This window comes from Paraburkholderia silviterrae, assembly GCF_004353915.1.
Classification (GTDB): domain Bacteria; phylum Pseudomonadota; class Gammaproteobacteria; order Burkholderiales; family Burkholderiaceae; genus Paraburkholderia; species Paraburkholderia silviterrae.
Genome location: NZ_SMRP01000013.1, coordinates 199,830 through 217,473, shown reverse-complemented (window position 1 = coordinate 217,473; position 17,644 = coordinate 199,830). Strand labels below are relative to the sequence as shown.

Annotated in this window: 15 protein-coding genes; 4 read left to right on the top strand and 11 right to left on the bottom strand. The window is 61.8% G+C overall.

All coding sequences use genetic code 11. The features are described 5' to 3' along the window. Positions 1-127: 127 nt before the first annotated feature. The 3 genes from EYW47_RS24365 to EYW47_RS24355 form a co-directional block, all read right to left on the bottom strand. Positions 128-1,210 (bottom strand): porin, encoded by a 1,083-nt coding sequence (locus EYW47_RS24365; protein WP_240763891.1) that lies wholly within the window; start codon positions 1,208-1,210, stop codon positions 128-130. A 228-nt stretch (positions 1,211-1,438) separates the two neighbouring features. Beyond that, a complete protein-coding gene (locus EYW47_RS24360; RefSeq protein ID WP_133197392.1) occupies positions 1,439-3,664 on the bottom strand; it encodes a xanthine dehydrogenase family protein molybdopterin-binding subunit in 2,226 nt (741 codons plus the stop codon). Next, a complete protein-coding gene (locus EYW47_RS24355; RefSeq protein ID WP_338117841.1) occupies positions 3,661-4,050 on the bottom strand; it encodes a (2Fe-2S)-binding protein in 390 nt (129 codons plus the stop codon). Before EYW47_RS24355 ends, EYW47_RS24360 begins: the two co-directional genes overlap by 4 nt. Here EYW47_RS24355 and EYW47_RS42590 point away from each other — a divergent pair. Then, positions 3,964-4,170 (top strand): hypothetical protein, encoded by a 207-nt coding sequence (locus EYW47_RS42590; protein ID WP_338117842.1) that lies wholly within the window; start codon positions 3,964-3,966, stop codon positions 4,168-4,170. The genes EYW47_RS24355 and EYW47_RS42590 overlap by 87 nt on opposite strands. 16 nt (positions 4,171-4,186) lie before the next feature. On the opposite strand, the gene EYW47_RS24350 is transcribed toward EYW47_RS42590, so the two are convergent. The 3 genes from EYW47_RS24350 to EYW47_RS24340 are packed head-to-tail and all read right to left on the bottom strand — an operon-like array spanning position 4,187 to position 8,038. Next, positions 4,187-5,551, bottom strand: a complete 1,365-nt coding sequence (locus EYW47_RS24350; RefSeq protein WP_133197410.1) for an MFS transporter — start codon at positions 5,549-5,551, stop codon at positions 4,187-4,189. 19 nt (positions 5,552-5,570) lie between these two features. Further along, on the bottom strand, positions 5,571-7,040 hold the full coding sequence (locus EYW47_RS24345; protein WP_133197391.1) for an aldehyde dehydrogenase family protein: 1,470 nt from the start codon (positions 7,038-7,040) through the stop codon (positions 5,571-5,573). Positions 7,041-7,066: 26 nt separating this feature from the next. Further along, on the bottom strand, positions 7,067-8,038 hold the full coding sequence (locus EYW47_RS24340) for an amidohydrolase family protein (protein ID WP_133197390.1): 972 nt from the start codon (positions 8,036-8,038) through the stop codon (positions 7,067-7,069). Positions 8,039-8,202: 164 nt separating this feature from the next. Between EYW47_RS24340 and EYW47_RS24335 the strand changes: the two genes are divergently transcribed. After that, complete coding sequence (locus EYW47_RS24335; protein ID WP_133197389.1) at positions 8,203-8,661, top strand: MarR family winged helix-turn-helix transcriptional regulator; 459 nt, start codon at positions 8,203-8,205, stop codon at positions 8,659-8,661. Between the two features lie 195 nt (positions 8,662-8,856). Here EYW47_RS24335 and EYW47_RS24330 read toward each other — a convergent pair whose 3' ends face one another. The 5 genes from EYW47_RS24330 to EYW47_RS24310 form a co-directional block, all read right to left on the bottom strand. Continuing rightward, complete coding sequence (locus EYW47_RS24330; RefSeq protein ID WP_133197388.1) at positions 8,857-9,801, bottom strand: choline ABC transporter substrate-binding protein; 945 nt, start codon at positions 9,799-9,801, stop codon at positions 8,857-8,859. Positions 9,802-9,954: 153 nt separating this feature from the next. Beyond that, positions 9,955-10,944 (bottom strand): GlxA family transcriptional regulator, encoded by a 990-nt coding sequence (locus tag EYW47_RS24325; RefSeq protein ID WP_240763890.1) that lies wholly within the window; start codon positions 10,942-10,944, stop codon positions 9,955-9,957. 23 nt (positions 10,945-10,967) lie between these two features. Then, a complete protein-coding gene (locus tag EYW47_RS24320; RefSeq protein ID WP_133197387.1) occupies positions 10,968-11,936 on the bottom strand; it encodes a PDR/VanB family oxidoreductase in 969 nt (322 codons plus the stop codon). Then, the gene (locus tag EYW47_RS24315) at positions 11,929-13,641 is read right to left on the bottom strand and encodes a choline dehydrogenase (RefSeq protein ID WP_133197386.1); all 1,713 of its coding nucleotides are present in this window, start codon (positions 13,639-13,641) and stop codon (positions 11,929-11,931) included. The genes EYW47_RS24320 and EYW47_RS24315 overlap by 8 nt, the downstream gene beginning before the upstream one ends. Positions 13,642-13,673: 32 nt before the next feature. Next, positions 13,674-14,822, bottom strand: coding sequence for an aromatic ring-hydroxylating oxygenase subunit alpha (locus EYW47_RS24310; protein WP_240763889.1), 1,149 nt, complete (start codon positions 14,820-14,822; stop codon positions 13,674-13,676). A gap of 344 nt (positions 14,823-15,166) precedes the next feature. Between EYW47_RS24310 and EYW47_RS24305 the strand changes: the two genes are divergently transcribed. After that, positions 15,167-16,630: an aldehyde dehydrogenase family protein gene (locus EYW47_RS24305; protein WP_133197384.1), complete on the top strand. Its 1,464-nt coding sequence runs from the start codon at positions 15,167-15,169 to the stop codon at positions 16,628-16,630. A 24-nt stretch (positions 16,631-16,654) separates the two neighbouring features. After that, the gene (locus EYW47_RS24300) at positions 16,655-17,404 is read left to right on the top strand and encodes a class II aldolase and adducin N-terminal domain-containing protein (protein ID WP_133197383.1); all 750 of its coding nucleotides are present in this window, start codon (positions 16,655-16,657) and stop codon (positions 17,402-17,404) included. Positions 17,405-17,644: the final 240 nt, after the last annotated feature.

Genomic DNA, 17,644 nt, shown 5'->3' with positions numbered 1-17,644 from the left:
TGCCGCCCCGCACAGGGGCAACACCAATATACCGACATGAAAACAAGGAAAGGCCAACACATCAACACCCAACCAAAACCAAACCGGCCGGATCCACTAGCATCGCCAGATGCGCCCCCTACCGCAATTAGAACAGGTGCCGCATGCCCACCATCGCGCCGGTCTGGCCTACGCCCGGCAACGGCGTAGACGCGGGCGGAACGGTGCCGCCATCGATCGTAAACGCGCCGTTACGCTCGTTAAACACATGCCCGGCCGTGACATACACCGACGTGCTCTTGGAAAAGAAATACATCGCCCGCGCCGCAATGATGGAGCCACCCGCGTCCTTGTTGCTCACGGTAATCCGCCCAAACTGCGCATCAAGCGAAATATCAGGGCGCACGAGATAGTTGCCACCAATCCACCAATAATTGCTGGTCGCATCGAAAATGGTTGGCGTTTGCTCGCCGTGATTGATCCGATGAAGGAAGCCCGCCCCAATAGTAGCGTTGCCGAACTTCGCAAAACCGTCTATGACAGCACGCGTATCGGTCTGCGAGCTAAGGGGCAACGGCGAGCCCGTGCCCCCGCCACCGTAGTTGCGATCGATGGCCGCTGCAACGCCCCATCTCCCCGCGTCGTACTTCACCATGGCGGACATCGATTTGCAGGCCCGCCAGTCGGTGGGCGACTGGCCAGCGCAGCCGCCCGCCGCCGCGCTGTCCACGGCGTCGCGCCCGAACGAATACGACGCGGCCACGGTCAACCCCGACGACGTGAAGTTATAGGTGATCGCGTTGTCGACGCGCGGCTGGGTCAGGTACGGATCCAGATCGGCGGCGGCGTAGATGTTCGGCGCCAGTGTGTCGCCCGTCAATACCGTCCAGAAGATCTGCGAATACTGCCGGCCGAGCGTCACCGTCCCCCACGGCCCAGAAAGGCCGACATAGGCCTGCCTGCCAAACAGACGCCCGCCCTGATTCAATGAGCCCTGCGAAGGCGCGAAACCCGATTCCAGCACGAAGACGGCGCTGAGCCCCCCGCCCAGATCCTCTTTGCCGCGAAGCCCCCACAGCGAGGGCAATGAAGCCGTCAGCGTCGGCACGCGCACCACGCTGGACTTTTTGGGCCCAACGTTCGTCACGTACTCGACACCCGTATCGATCACCCCGTACAAGGTCACGGAGCTTTGCGCGTGAGCTGCGCCCGCCAGACCTGTCGCCAGCATCGCGAGCCCGCACCGTGCCACGCGCCGACGCGCGCGGCCATTCCTGATTCGCTTCGGCATTTCACCCATCATCAGCCTCCAATCCATTGTCTTTTAATATTTACAGCGTAGACTTGTTATTTATTCGCACTCCGATTTACCTAGCGCATGCTCCTTCAAAAAAACGCAATTGCTTTGCCATACTAATTAATATGAAGATACGCACGGACTGACTTCCGTCCGAACGCGTCAGGCAAGGCGCTCCTTGACCTTTGCCGGCACCAAAGGCAGTTCGCGGATGCGGACACCACACGCATGTGCCAGGGCATTCGCCAACGCTGCGCCCGTTGGGCCGAGCGAGCATTCGCCCGCCCCGAGCGACGCTTCATCGCCGCGTTCGAGCACCACGATATCGACAGGCGGCACTTCCTCGAAGGACAGGATCGGATAGTCCTGCCAATGGCGCGTCGTGATCTCGGTTCGGCTGAACATGACGCGCTCCTTGAGCGCCCAGCTCAGGGCCTGAATGATGCCGCCTTCGATCTGGTTCTTCACGCCGTCTGGATTGATCACGCGACCCACGTCGACTGCCGCGGTAACGTTCGTCACGCTGACCGCGCCCGTCGCGCGATCGACATGGACATCGACGACCGTCGCCACGTAAGCGCCAATGTTCTTGTAGCGCGACCAGGCAAAGCCACGTCCACGCTCGCCGTCGCCCTTGAAGCCGGGTTGCCACCTTGCCTGGCGAGCGGCAGCCTGCACCACGGCAATCGCGCGCGGGTCGCTCAGGTGTTTCAGGCGAAACTCGACCGGATCCGCATGGGCCGCGAGCGCCAGTTCATCGACGAACGATTCGATCGCGAAGACGTTTCCATAGGCGCCCAACGTGCGCAGCGAACTATTGCGGATGGGCGCGTCCAGAAGCATATGGTTGGTCACTTTCTTGCGCGGGAGGTCGTAGAGCGGCACCGCATTGCGGTCCCCATTGCCGTACGGCTGCGGAATCCACGCAGGCGGCGCAGGCTGAAATGGCTGCTCGAGAGACCACGCGGCCAGCAGGTTCACGCCACCCGGCTCGCCTGGCCGCATCGCGTGCGAATTGCTCCAGACATCGTAGTTCCAGTCGGCAATGCGTCCGTCTTTGGACAATGCCGCTTTCACGCGCATGACCATGGCCGGGCTGATGGGCGACCAGGCAAACTCGTCCTCGCGCATCCATTGCAATTTGACCGGCCGGCCCGCCACCTCGCGAGCCAGCAGCGCCGCATCGAGCGCCACATCGTCGGCGCCGTTGTGCCCGTAGCAACCCGAGCCCGGCGTGTGCACGACGTCGACAGCGTTGGTGGGCATGTCGAGCACCTTCGCGAGATCGCCGCGCAAAGGAAACGCGCCTTGCGTGTGCGACCAGACCGTCATATGCCCGTTCTTGAGCAGCGCAACGGAGCACGAGGGGCCAATCGAGGCATGCGAGAGATAGGGGCGAACGTAGCTGGCCTCCAGTTGCGTCGCATCCTTGTCGGCTGGCGCGTCCTGGCCCGCCACGCTGATGACCTTGTCTTCGCTGCGCCACTGCGGCAGCGCCGTCTGGAGGTGATCCACGTCGGGCAGCGCGACGTAATCCGCACTCCACTGCGCCGCCTCGATCAACGCGCTGCGCGCCGCTATCGCCTGCTCCTCGCGCTCGGCGATCACACCGAGGAAGCTGCCGTTGCGAACAACCGAGACCACGCCCGGGAGCTTCTTGACGGCAGCGACATCGACCGAAAGGAGCTTCGCGCCATGCCTCGGGGGCCGCACGATGCGGCCAAACAGCATATCGGGCAGACGCATATCCTGAATGAACGCCGCCCCACCTGTGAACTTCGCGGGAAAGTCGATGCGCGGCACCGGCTTGCCCACCAGCTTGTACTCTTCAGGACGCTTTGGCGTAGCTGCGGCCACCTCGCGCGCCAAGAGCGCCTTGTCGTCCCTCACGATGTCTGCGTATCTCAAGCGCCGGCCGTCGGCGGCCAGAACGACTCCGCCATCGACACGCAGTTCGGATTCCGTAACATTGAGCCTGCGTCCCGCGGCTCCGAGCAAGACCGCCCGCGCCTGCGCGGCGGCCACACGCAACGCCGCGCCGGCCTGCTCGATCGACTGGCTGCCGAACGTATAGCCTTCGTTCGGGCTGCGGGCCGTATCCGCGGAGACGATGTGCACACGGGACAGCTCCACGTCGAGTTCGTCGGCGGCGATTTGTGAAAGCGCGGTGAGTATCCCCTGGCCCAGCTCGGCTTTACCCGTGAAGACCGTGACGGTGCCCGCTTCGTCGACGCGAATCCAGCCGTCCAGCCGCGGATTCGCATGGAGATCGCGCGGCAGGTCAGGCTCGGCTAACGCAAACTCCGCGAAAGGTGCAAGCGAGAACGTCGCGATCACCGCGCCGGCCAGTTTGCCGAACGCACGCCGCGAAAGTCGGACGTTATTCATGCACGCAACTCCTGCGCGGCCCGCTCGATCGCGCGCACGATCCGGTTGTGCGCGCCGCACCGGCATTTCTGGCCCGCCAGCTCGCGCCGTATGGTTGCCGCGTCCGGATTGGGGTTTCGCTCGAGCAGCGCTTTGGCGGCCATCAGCATGCCGCTCGAACAGTAGCCGCACTGTGCGGCCTGTTCGGCGATAAAGGCCTTCTGCAAAGCGTGAAGCCGTTCGCCCTGGCCCAAGCCCTCGACGGTGGCCACATGAGCTGCCCCTACCGCGCCAACCGGAAATACACAGGAGTACGTTGCATGTCGGTCCACCAATACCGTGCACGCGCCACACTGCGCCTCGCCGCAGCCGAACTTCGGACCGTTCAACTGGAGATCGTTACGCAATACGTAAAGCAGCGGCGTTTGCGCAGCGACATCCAGACGGTGTTGCTTGCCATTGACCGCGATAGAAATGGACATCTCGCCTCCCCTGACTTTCCCTGGCTGGATCACTTGCTGTCGTGACCCGCTTGCGTGCGGCTTAGCCGACCTGACTTCTCGCCGCAACACGGCTGAGCAAAACGAGCATCAGACACGATGCCAGTGCGGGCACCGCTGCCGCGACAAACAACGCGGTATTCGACCACTGCAGCTTGATCAACTGCCCCGCCACGACCGGGCCGATGATCGAGCCCGCCCGGCCGATGCCCAGACTCCAGCCCACACCCGTGGCGCGCAGCGGCGTGGGATAATGCGTCGCCGTCAACGCGTTGACCGCCGGCTGACCGCCCACGATGCAGATGCCGCTGATCAGCACGACGGCATAGCGCAATCCCGTCGACAGATCGGGGAGTCCCACCGCAGCAACCGAACATGTCGCCACCAGAAAACTCCATGCGAGAACACGATAAAAGCCGAAGCGGTCCATCAACGGCCCCATGAGCAGCGCGCCCGCCGTGCCGCCGATCTGCAACGAGGTGCCGATGAGCACGGCCGTCGATACGCCGTGGCCGACCCGCAAGGACAGCATCGGCAGCCAGTTCGACAGAAAGAAGAGATCGAGCAGGTTAGCGAAGTTGATGCCCCAGAGCAGCAACGTGGTCGCACTGCGGCCATGGCGAAAGAGCTCGGCCACCGTGGCCTTTGCTCGAGCCTGCCCATGCACGGCGAAGCGGGTCTGCGCGCCGACCTGCACGCCCGGCGCGATTTTCGCGAGCCACCGGGCAATCGTTTCCGGGCTGCGCTGCTTGAGCACCAGCAACTGGAGCGATTCCGGCAGGTACCTGAGCATCGCCGCAGCAATGACGAGGGGCAAGATGCCGCCGACGAAGAACACCGAGCGCCAGCCCATCTGCGGCAGCAGCGCCGCGCAGAGCAGCCCGCCAGCGATGGCTCCGCCCGTGAACCCGCATGAGACCCATGTCATCAGCGACGCCCGGTGTTTCTGCGGGCTGTATTCGCTCACCAGCGCAATGGCGTTGCCCATCACACCGCCGATGCCCAGGCCGGTCATGAAGCGCATGGCAAGGAACTCCGGCACCGAATGAACCAGGGTCGTGCCGAGCATGCACAGCCCGTAAAACACGGTCGCGCCCACCAGAACAGGCCGGCGCCCCACCTTGTCGGCCATGCCGCCGAGCACGATCGACCCCGCGAGCATCCCCAGCAAACCCGCGCCGAAAACCGGCCCGAGCTGCGCAGGGCTGATGTGCCACGCCTGCACGATTGCGGGCGCCACGAAGCCCATGGTCTGCACGTCGAAGCCGTCCATCACCACCGAGCAGCCGATCATGACCATGATCCAGATCTGGAACCTGCTCAGTGGCTGGCTATCGATCAGCGCACTAATGTCGATGGTCGACGATTGCGCCTCTTGCACTCGCTGCGCCGTTTCGGAAGTCACCATGTGCCTCGTGTGGGTTTGTCTAGAACGGATACGCGGGGACGTCATCGCGGCTCGTCATCCACTGCCACTCCGTGAACTGGTCCGCGTTGGTCAGCGTGCTGTAGTTATGCCCGTTGCCGGACAAACCGAGACCGCCCATCGGCCCGAACACTTCATGCACGACCGTCTGGTCGTTGATGTGGACAATGCCGGCGTGCAGCCGGTCGGCGACACGCTGTGCGCGACGCAGATCGGCGGACACCACGGCAGCCACGAGGCCATAGCCGGTCTGATTGGCGAGCGAAACCGCTTCGTCGTCGCTCTTGACCACGGTGACCGCGGCAACGGGACCGAAAATCTCTTCCTCGAATACCGGCATGCCAGGCGCTACGTCGACCATGACCGTCGGCGCGAAGAAGAGCCCGTCGCGCGAGCCGCCGGCAAGAAGCTTCGCCCCCTTGCTCACGGAATCCGCGACGATGCGCTCGACGTTTGCTGCTTGCCTTTCATTGACGATCGGGCCGACGTGAAAATCACCCTTGAACGGATCGCCCACCGTTAGCGCCTTCGCTCGCCGCACGAGGCTCGCGATGTAGGCCTCGGCAATTCGTTCGTGAACGAGGTGCCGGCCCGCGGACATGCAGATTTGCCCCTGATGCAGAAACGAGCCCCACGCTCCGGCGCTCGCGGCAGCTTCAGCATCCGCATCGTCCAGCACGATATAGGGATTCTTTCCGCCGAGCTCGAGGTTCACGCGCTTGAGCAGGCCGCCCGCCACGGCGCCGATTTGCTTGCCGACCTGCGTGGACCCCGTGAAGCTGATCATGTTGACAAGCGGATCGCGGACCAGCGCGTCACCCGTTTGCGCGCCGCCGGGCAGCACATGGAACAGGCCCTCGGGCAGCCCCGCGGCCGCGAACAGTTGCGCATAGATCGCACCGCCACAGACCGGCGATTGCGGGTCGGGCTTGAGCAGCACCGCATTTCCCGTGGCCAGCGCCGGGGCGATTGCCCGCGCCGCCAGCAGGAACGGCGAATTCCACGGCGTGATGACACCCACCACGCCCAGCGCAATCCTGCGCGCCACGCTGTGCCGTCCCTTCACGTCGCTTGCGGTGATCATGCCGGTGGGCTGGCTGGCCAGCGCCGCGGCCTCGAGGATCTCGCGGATCGCCAACTCCACTTCGGCATGCCCCTTGGCCCGAATTGATCCGGTCTCCCGAACAATCTGCAACGCGATCTCTTCACGGTGCTCGCGAATCAGCCGGGCGACCTCGCGCAAGACATCGCCGCGCTGCGGCCCCGGCGTGGCCGACCACGCCCGTTGCGCTGCGTGGGCCATGGCGGCGGCAGACGACACGTCGGCGGGCGAGGCACAACCGATTGCGCCCATTCGCTCGCCCGTGGCCTTCTCCGTCACCTCGAGCACGCCAGCCTCGGCGGCCTTCCATCCGCCGCTGTAGATTTTTTCGCGCCATACCTGCACAGGCGCCAAACCCGTAGCTTGCATCAGATCTCTCCCGTTGCCCGCGTGCATCATTGCAGACCGAACAAACGGCGTGCGTTGTCCCGCCCGATCTTCGCGCGGTCCGTTTCGCTGATCGAGCAGTGATCGAACCACTGGGATGCTTCATCATGCGTTTCGAACGGATAGTCGACCGAGTACATGATCCGGTCGCTGCCCATTTCCAGCATCGTCGCCAGCAGCGTCTGCGTCCGGAAATTACCGCTCGTGGTCACGTGGACGTTCTCCCGGAGATATTCACCCACGCTGCGCTGGCACGGCAGCCCTCGCGGCGCCTTGTGCAGAATGTGGTCGACGCGCCAGACGTTGAACGGAATCCCCTCGCCCAGATGGCCGAGTATCATCTGCAACCCCGGATTGCGATCGAAGAGACCCGAAGTCATCAGCCGCAACGCATGAATGCTCGTCTCGACCGCGAACGCCCAGGTCGCGGCGGTCAGCCACGGAAAACCGTCGTAGATCGGCTCACGCGAGGGTAGCGGATCGCGCGGATGCATATAGAAAGGCTTGCCCAGCGCAGCCGCATGCGCCCAAAAGTCTGTGTATTGCGGCGCATCGTAATAGACGACGTTCTCCGCATTGCCGACCTGGGAAAAGCCATTCACCATGAAACCGTGGAACCCCAGCTCCTTCACGCAGCGCTCGAGTTCGCGCGCGGCCGCTTCCGGGTCCTGCATGGGCAACGCGGCAAACCCGCCCAGGCGTGAGGGATGACGGGCCACGTGCTCGGCGAGGACATCGTTGGCGCGCTTTGCGACATCGATCGATTCCGCGATGTCTGGAATGCCCTGGATGCCAGGGGAGTTGAGCGACAGGATGGAATACGCGGTTCCACCCTGCTCCATCCGCTCGAGCCGCTGCTGCTCGATGTCCAGCAGATTCGACTTCAACATCTCCCAGACGTGGGAAGGTGCATAGCCTTTCGATTGGTCAATCGTCAGATCAATCGCAAAGTGCTCTTCAAGTGCAATCTTGTCTTTCATGAATGTGCTCCAGTTCAGCGGGTTTCGCCTTGCTCGTCTCGTGGAAGACGCAGTACCGGACAGGGCACCCGTCTTTTATTTGATTTTTCAAGTATCTGGGAATGGAGTATAGTTGATTTTTCAAATATGACTGCCCCGCGTAAACCCTCAGTCGACCAACGACCATGAAGACACCGAAGCGACCGCAAGAACTCGAACTGGCCATCCCCTTTTTGCTCACCCGTGCAGGCGGAAGGATGGCAAACGCCTTTGCGAAGGCGCTAAAGCCCTTTGGTCTGGGTCTGAGCGAGTGGCGCGTCTGCGCTTCGCTGCTCTACGTGCCGCGGCAGACCCTGTCTGAGCTGTCCGTGCATGCGACTTCGGATATCTCCGCGCTTTCGCGGATCATCGACCGTCTGGAGGATCAGGATTTGGTCAAGCGCGAGAGAAGCGCAACCGATGGGAGGTCGATCAGGATCGCGCTGACTGGAAGGGGCGAGGAACTGGCCCAGAGCATCGTGCCCATCGCAAAGCGACATGAAGCTGTCGTGCTACGCGATTTCGATGGGAACGATGTGCAGGCGCTGCGCGCGATGCTGCTCAAGCTTTATGAGAACGCGGAGGCGCTTGACGATTTGCTGTAGTGTCGTTGTACTGATTATCTACGGCTGAGCATCGATGCTTTCGGCCGATGTGCCGAGGCTGTCAAGCGCACTGCCATCGCGTGTGCGACTTTCGCGTGTGCCCGTGCAGCCCGCGGCGAAGCAGGCTGCCCAGCTCAAAGGGAAATGTGCCCGTGCGCAGCACCCTGCCTGGTGCGATGCACAGTGTTCAGCGCACTAGTGCGAGGCCAGGTAGGCCTTCACAGCCTGCAGCCCGTCTTTACCGTCAATCGTCTGCACCCCAGCCAGCCACCCCTGAAGCGGCTGAGGATTAGCCTTGAGCCACTCAAGCGCCGCCTTATTGGCATCCTCCTTATTCATGATCGGCACCATCACATGGTTCTCGATCTCCGTAGTGAAGCGAAGATTCGACACCAGCCGGGCGGCATTCGGACAGCGCGCCGCATAATCGGGCGGCGTAGCCGTAAACACCTTCGCCTCGCCATAGTTGGGTCCGAACACGTCATCGCCGCCCGCCAGGTAGTCGATCTTCATCTGCACGTTCATCGGATGCGGCTCCCAGCCGAGGAACACGATCCACTTCTTCTCGCGAATGGACTTGTTCACCTCCACGAGCATGCCTGCCTCGCTCGACTCGACCAGCTTGAACTTGCCAACACCGAACTGGTTACTGTCGATCATTTTCTTGATCAGCGCATTCCCGTCGTTGCCTGGCTCGATGCCGTAGATCTTGCCGTCGAGCCTGTCGGCATACTTCTGGATATCGGCAAAGGACTTGAGGCCGCCGTTATAGACGTAGTCCGGCACGGCAAGCGTGTATTTCGCGCCGGTCAGGTTCGGCGTGGGCAGCACTTTGATGGTGCCGGCCTTTACGAACGGTTCCATCATCGGGTCCATGGTTGGCGACCAGTAGCCGAGATAGACGTCGATCTGTTTGCTCTTGATGCCCGCCAGCGTAATCGGTATTGAAGCGATGGTCGTGGTCGGGCTGTAGCCCAGGCCCTTGAACAGCGTGGAGGCGAGACCGGTGGTGGCGGCAATGTCGGTCCAGCCCACATCGGCGAAGCGCACGTCGCGGCACATGGCGGGATCGGCCGCGTGGGCTGCACAAGCGGTAACAGCGAGCATGCCTGCGGCGATTTTCAACAGCTTGCGTTTCATGAGAGATTCTCCTCGATTTGCAATCCTGATTAAATACGATGAACGCGTAATACAGGCTTGACCTCAGGAACGAACTTCAGGAACGAACTTCAGGCAGGAACAGCAATCCAGATCGCGTGGGGTGTATGGGCGTTGCGCGGCACACGCCCGCCCTCACGCCGAAATCCATTGCCGCATGACCGGCGCCTCCCACGATTGCGATCTGTCCCGGCTCGGTTGGCATCCGAATTTCGCTTTGTAGGTACGCGAAAAATGCTCCAGCGAGTCAAAGCCGGTGGCCGCCGCAACCTGGGAAACGCTCAACTCCGTTTGCTGCAGGAGCTTATGCGCCGTCGCCACGCGCAGATTCAGGTAATACTGCAGTGGCGCGATTGAGGTGTACCGCTTGAAATGCCGCTCGAGTTGGCGTTTCGAGAGGCCCACGGCGGCAGCAATATGCTCGCACGACACCGGCGTGGCGACCGATTCCTGCATCAACCGGATAGCCTCGCTGACCTGTACGCTCATTGGCGCCGCGCCCGCCTCCGTCCTGCCGGGTTGAACGTCGCCGCGTGAGTGGAGCAGATGCTGTGATATCTCCGCGGCGAGCTCCGCGCCAACGTGCTGGGCAATCCAGTCAAGCATCATGTCGACAATCGCCATGCCTCCCGGGCAGGTGATTACGCGCGGCTCGATGGTATAGCGCTGCGCGGTGACCTTGACCTTCGGGTAAGCCTCCTCGAACCCTTCAAGATTGTCCCAATGAACGGCGGCCAGGTGCCCATCGAGCAGCGATGCGGCCGCCAGCATTTCCGTGCCGGTTTCCACGCCGCCCACCTGCGCACCGAATACGCTTTCGCGTTGCAACCAGGCCTTGATCTTTCGATTTTTCGCGTGTTTTTTTGCCTCGAAACTGGCGATCACAAAGACGGTCGAAAATCGCCCCGCTTCATCGGGAAGGGGCTGCGCTGGCGTGAGCATGCCGTTCGTGGCGCGCACCGGTTGGCCATCGATAGAAAGCACCGTCCACTCGAACAACGGGCGCTGGGCCAGCCAGTTGGCGATCGCCAGCGGCTCGATCAACAAGCCAAGCCCGAGATTGGAGAATTGGGGCATGGCAAGGATGCCCACGTGCCGTGGCTGGCAGCTATGTTTGGCGCTCATCGGTCTGGCCTGGTCCGTCGCAGCTAAAGGTCGAGCACGAGCCTGGCAGATCTCGCGCGCGATATACATACGTAGATGACCTTGTTTTCGGCCTTTTCTTCTTCGGTCTGGATCGCGTCGAGGTGCTCCGCCTCACCCGCCAGCAGGGGGACGGCACACGTTCCGCAGAGACCTCGAGCGCATACCGTGTCGACCTCGATTCGCTCCTTTCTCAACACCTCGAGGATCGATTGCGAGGCGGGCACCGTGAGCACTCGCTGCGACCTTGCAAGCTCGACCTCGAATGAATCGCGGCCGCACTGGCCGCCCTGGTTGACCGGCGCAACCGCAAATCGCTCAAAGTGGATCGCGTCGGCCGGCCAGTCATAACCTGCCTGAACCACACTATCGATCAATCTCCCGGGGCCGCACACGTAGATGTGTGTACGAGCGCGCGGCGCGCCAATCAAGGTGCGAAGGTCGACCTCGCCTTGCACGTCACTGAAGTGGAACTGGACGATGTCGCGCAGCGCGCTCGACTCGATCACGTCGAGCAATGCCTGCTCACGCGCCCGGGCAAGATAGTGAAACGAGAACTTCTTTCCCGTTGACGCGAGCTGCATCGCCATCGGAACAATGGGCGTCACGCCAATCCCGCCCGCAATCAGAATGTATTCATCGCCATGCTCTTCAAGTGCAAAGTGATTTCTGGGCCCCGAAAGCTGAATTGTTTGGCCCTTGCTCAAGTGGTCGACGATCCAGGACGAGCCGCCGCGCGAATGCGGATCGCGCAACACCGCGATTTTGTAGGCGGCGCCGTCGCCCCGGCATTCCATCACGGAGTACTGGCGGACATGGCCTCCCGGCAACCAGAGGTCGATATGCGCGCCTGGCGCTGCATTCGGCAATGCGGCCCCGTCTGCCGCGGCCAGTTCGATGCTCTTGATGTTGCCCGTGAGCATGGCCGCATCGGTGACTACAGCGGCAATCCTTTGACCCGCTTGTTCATGCATGGCTCTCCTCCCCGCATCGTTGCTGCTTGTGCAAGTTCGCCGGTGTCCAGACCGCCGCACTGGAGGGAGGCAAAGGCGAGCGTCCAAGCACAAGATCGCTGCCTTTCTCCGCGATCATGACGGTCGGCGCGTTGGTGTTGCCACTCACGATCGTCGGCATGATCGAAGCGTCGATCACGCGCAGGCTTTCCAGACCGTGAACGCGCAGTTGCGGGTCCACCACCGCTTCCGGATCGCCCGCGGGCGCCATCTTGCAGGTGCCCGCGGCGTGGTAGCCCGTCTCGGTGACCTGACGCACCCACGCATCTAGCGCCGCGTCATCGGTCGCAGCGGGACCCGGCATCAGCTCCCGGCCGAGGAGATCGCGAAAGGCGTTCTGCGCCAGGATTTCGCGCACGAGCCTGACGCCGGTACGCATATCGGTGCGATCGCGCTCGGTCTTCATGTAATTGAAGACGATCCTGGGCGCAACGCGCGGATCGCTCGACTTCAGCGTCACGGAGCCGAGACTCGTGGGACGCATCAGATCGATGTGCACCTGGAACGCATGCTCTCGCACACTGTTGACCGAACCCGGTTGAACGGCAAGCGGCATGAACGTCAGCTGCAGATCGGGATGCTCGACCTCGGCGCGCGAACGGATAAACGCGCCGGCTTCAAAATGATTGCTGGCAGCCAGGCCCGAGCGGCTCATGAACCACTTCGCACCGGTCCACCACTTGCGCGGCGCCACCGTCGATGGATAGATCGACACGGGCTTGCGGCAAAGGTACTGAACCACCGTATCCGGGTGATCCGAGAGGCGACGCCCCACACCGGGAAGATCATGCAGCGGCCGGATACCGAGCGAGCGCAACTCGTCAGCCGCGCCGATGCCCGACAACTGCAGAAGTTGTGGCGTATTGATCGCACCGCCGCACAAGATCACCTCCACCTCCGCGCGGGCAATCTCAGTCTGTCCGTTGCAGGCATATTCAACGCCGATCGCGCGCGTCCCGCTAAAGAGCACTCGCAAAGCGAGCGCGCCGGTCACGACCGTCACATTGCCGCGCGCAAGGGCCTCGGCAAGGTAACCGTGCGCCGTGCTCCAGCGTCCGCCTTGCCATGTTGTCCGGTCCACCCGGCCGAACCCCTCCTGGCGATATCCGTTCGGGTCCTCCGTGTAGCCATAGCCGGCCTCGACGCCCGCCTCGATGAATGCGCGGGGCAGCGGCGTGCCCGTATTGCCGGCCGTAACGCGAAGATGCCCATCGGCGCCGTGATACGCATTGGCGCCCAGCTCATGCTTTTCGGCACGGATGAAATACGGCAGCACCTCCTGGTAGCTCCATCCCGTGCAGCCCTGACCCGACCACGCATCGTAGTCGAGCGCATGCCCGCGGATATAGACCATGCCGTTGATCGACGACGATCCACCCAGCACCCGCCCGCGAGGCGTCGCGATTCGGCGGTTATTGAGGAAGGGCTCAGGCTCCGACTGGTATTGCCAGTTGTAGCGACTGCCGCCCACCACGATACCCATTGCCGAGGGCATGTCGATGGACCAGTGCCGGTTCGACGGGCCGGCCTCGAGCAACAGGATTTTCCGCTTCGGATCGGCGCTCAGGCGATTGGCCAGCACGCAGCCTGCCGAACCCGCCCCCACGATTACATAGTCGTAGCCACGCCTTGCATGGGTACTCGAAACCGATCGTTCTTTGCTCATGGGCTTCCCCTGAATGGCCATGACAGGCGCGATCATTCGCTGTGAATGCCGCTATGAACCAGCTTGTGAAAGTGATGCACCAAATGCTCGCTTTCATTGCTGCGCGTCGCGTCGATCACATATCGGCCCTGGTTGTATCCGACCGAATGCAAGCCTTTCTGCACGGAGATGTTCAACTCGATATCTTCGGGGCCGAGGTCCGTATTCATCCAGTCCATGCAGGCTTTCGTCACGGCCGGCGTCTCGTCGTGCGTGGAGTAATAGCCAAAGCGCAGCAGGGTCTTTTCCGCCTCGAGCGGAATGATCAGGAACGTGGCGAGGAAGTCCGAATAGGGAAACGTATAGAACGTATTGTGTGGCCAGATGCCAATGTTGAAGAAGCATTCGTCCGGGTTACGCTCATCGCCGAGCGCAACGCCATAAGCATGGGTGGCGTCCTTGTTTGCGGGGGCAATATAGGTCCACCACTTGTCGCGCTGCGTGAGCTTGTAGTCCTTGAAGTCGATCAGTGCCGCGAGATCCACGTGGCAAGGGCCGGACAACGAGAAGTGGTAGCCCTCGATCGAGTTGTCCATGATCACCTTCCAGTTCGCCGGCACGATCACGTCCTTTTCCTCCAGCAGACGATAGTCGTCCAACTTGGGGAACACACGCTTCATCTCGGCATCGGCGCCGTTGAACAATTCGCTCATCGAAGGCGCATCGGGATCGAGATTGAAGTAATAGAAGCCGCCGAGCTCTTCCACCCGCACCGATGGAATGTTGTAGCTTTGCTTTTGGAAATTCACGAGTCGCTCACCGCGCGGCGCGTTGCGCAGGCCGCCATCGAGCCCGTAACACCATGAGTGATACGCGCAACGGAATACCCCCTTCTGCGTTCCGCGCCGCTGCTCCACAAGACGATTGCCGCGATGCTGGCAAACGTTGTGGAACGCGTGGACCTTGCCGTCCTTGCCACACGTCGCAATGACACTCTGATCGAATATGTCGGTCATGACGAACTGGCCCGGCGTGCTCAGTTCGCTCTTGTGGCCGATCACATGCCACGCCGACATGAAAATCTTCTCGCGCTCCGCCGTAAAGATCGACTGGTCGTAGAAGTAGCGCGACGGCAGCGTCAGCGCCTCCTCGGGCTGCTGGTCCATCCACGCATCGGGCGCAACGACGTCTTCTTTCTTCATGACACGAATGCTTTGCATCGGAATTCCCTCTCAGTTGGTCCATGTCGATTACGCCGGCAGTCCGCTCGATCGCGCTTGCCATGGCTGAACTGTAGGGGCCCAATTTCGCTTGTACTTGATGGAATGCGACATCCTGATGTCGCGATGCGTTTTCCCGATGCGGGCCTTGTCCAACGCTTACCTCATGTGAGGAGGCGCATATCGCCAATCCCCGCGTCTGCACAATCGCGTCGTCGCGACGACGCATTCGATCATGTTGGCGGGACGTGCCGCGCTTATAGTGCGCAACGGATCCCGCGTTCCACGCGGTCCAAAGCACCGCGTCACTTCACCAGGGAAACGTCATGAAGCAGAAGCTCCTGTACATCGATGGCGAGTGGATTCAGGCGGCGACAGGCGCCCATGCCAATATCGTCGATCCCGGCACGGGCGAGTCGATCGCTTGTGTCGCTCGAGGATCGCCCGATGACACATCGCGCGCCATCCAGGCGGCCCGTCAAGCCTTCGATCACGGTCCGTGGCCGCACCTCACGGCCATTGAACGCTCGCAACGGCTCAATGCGCTGGCTCGCGCGCTAAGCGATGAGGCAGAGGAAATTGCCCGGCTCGAAGCGCTCAATGTGGGAAAGACCCTCGCAGAGGGCCGCGCCGATGTCGAGGACGCCATCGCGGCATTCGACTACTTCGCGCGGGTGATTGCCACGGAATCGGGCTCGATGAACGATGCCGCCGCACACGTCATCAGCATGACGCTGCGTGAACCCGTGGGTGTTTGCGGGTTGATTACCCCATGGAATTACCCCATCCTGCAGGCCGCCTGGAAGCTTGCTCCCGCGCTGGCTGCGGGAAATACGGTCGTGATGAAACCCGCGAGCCTCACGCCGCTCTCGACTCACCGCCTCGCTGAACTCATCGATCAGATCGACTTCCCGCGGGGCGTGTTCAATCTCGTGACGGGCGGCACGGATGTCGGCCAGGCTTTGGCCGCGAGTGCCGAGGTCGACCTGATTTCGCTAACGGGCAGCAATGCGGCCGGAGCCGCGGTCATGCAGGCCGCCACATCGAACTTCAAGCGAATATCCCTCGAACTCGGTGGCAAGAATCCGCACATCGTCTTTGCCGACGCGAACTTCGATTGCGCCCTGGACTATGCACTGAATGCAGCGTTCTTCAACGCCGGGCAGATGTGCTCCGCGGGTTCGCGGCTCCTGCTGGAACGATCGATTCACGATTCATTCGTTGCCGCGCTCACCGAGCGCATCGCACGCATCCGGGTCGGGCATGGCTTGTCGGAAGGCACGCAGATGGGACCTGTCATCTCCGCACAACAACGCGATCGTGTACTCGCGCTTGTCGCGGGCGCGCTCGAAGAAGGCGCACAACTGCTTTGCGGCGGCCGCTCGCCCAAGGGCACGCCATTTGAAACGGGCTTCTGGGTGGAACCGACGCTCCTCACGGGCGTCCATGCAAGCATGCGCATCGTCCGGGAAGAGATCTTTGGGCCCGTCATTACCGTCGAGTGCTTCGACGGTGAAGACGAAGCGGTTGCGCTTGCCAACGACACACCGTTCGGACTGGCAAGCGGATTGTGGACCCGCGACATTGCGAGAGCAAACCGTGTGCTGCGCCGCCTTCGGACAGCAACCGTGTGGGTGAACGATTACAACGTTACGCTGCCTCATGCGCCGTGGGGCGGTTATAAGGCAAGCGGCATCGGCCGTGAGCTATCACGAGCCGGGCTCGATGAATATACCGAGCTCAAGCACGCCTATATCAACTTCGAACCGAAACCGATGGGCTGGTTTTGACAGTCCGTGCAAGGAGATATTTCCATGTTGCAGTCAGCTTGCGCTGCGCTCGAGCATAAGCAGAGCCGAATTGATCTGGCCTGTGCGTTCCGTTGGACTGCGCGTCTCGGTATGCATGAGTCCATTGCCAATCATTTCAGCTTTGCTGTTTGTGACGATGGCACGAAGTTTCTTATTAACCCAGGTAGCAGGCACTTTTCGCGGATCAAGGCCAGTGATCTGCTGGTTGTGGATGCGAATGATCCGCAGACGATCAATCAGCCGGGCGCGCCGGACATCACGGCGTGGGCGCTGCATTCGGAGATTCATAAGCGTAATCGGGCGGCCCGTTGCGTGCTGCATGTCCATTCTAAATATGCGACGGTGCTCTCGTGTCTGGAGGATCCTGTGTTGCCGCCGGTCGATCAGAATTGCATGCGGTTCTTTGAACGCGTGGCGATCGATACTGGGTTCGATGGTATGGGACTCGGTGATGAAGCGAAGCGCGTTAGTGAGGTGCTTGGTGACAAGCCTGTCTTGCTGATGGGGCAGCATGGTGTGCTGGTTGCGGGACCTACGATTGCTCAGGCATTTGATGATCTTTATTATTTTGAACGTGCCTGTGAGACCTATGTTACTGCGTTGATGACTGGGCGGCCATTGCGTGTCGCGAGCGCGCTAGTTGCGCGGAAAACGGCACGGCAGTGGCAAGAGGATTACCCGGACTTCGCGCAGCAGCATCTGGAGGCGTTGCGGGCTATTCTGGATGAAGAGGAGCCTTCATATGCTCGGTAAGTGGCGGTAGCCTGTGGGTGGCGAAGTGCGGGCGCCCGCGGCCGGCGCTCCGGGATAAGCGGCTTCCTCCGCCGGGAGTGAGTACACGTTGTTTTGTTGTGTGTTTTTGGGGTGTGGGCCTTTCCTTGTTTTCATGTAGGTATACATGTGTTGCCCCTGTGCGGGGCGGCACCTACTTTTCTTTGCAGCCGCAAAGAAAAGTAGGCAAAAGAAAGCGGCTCACACCGCCAGTGTGACGCG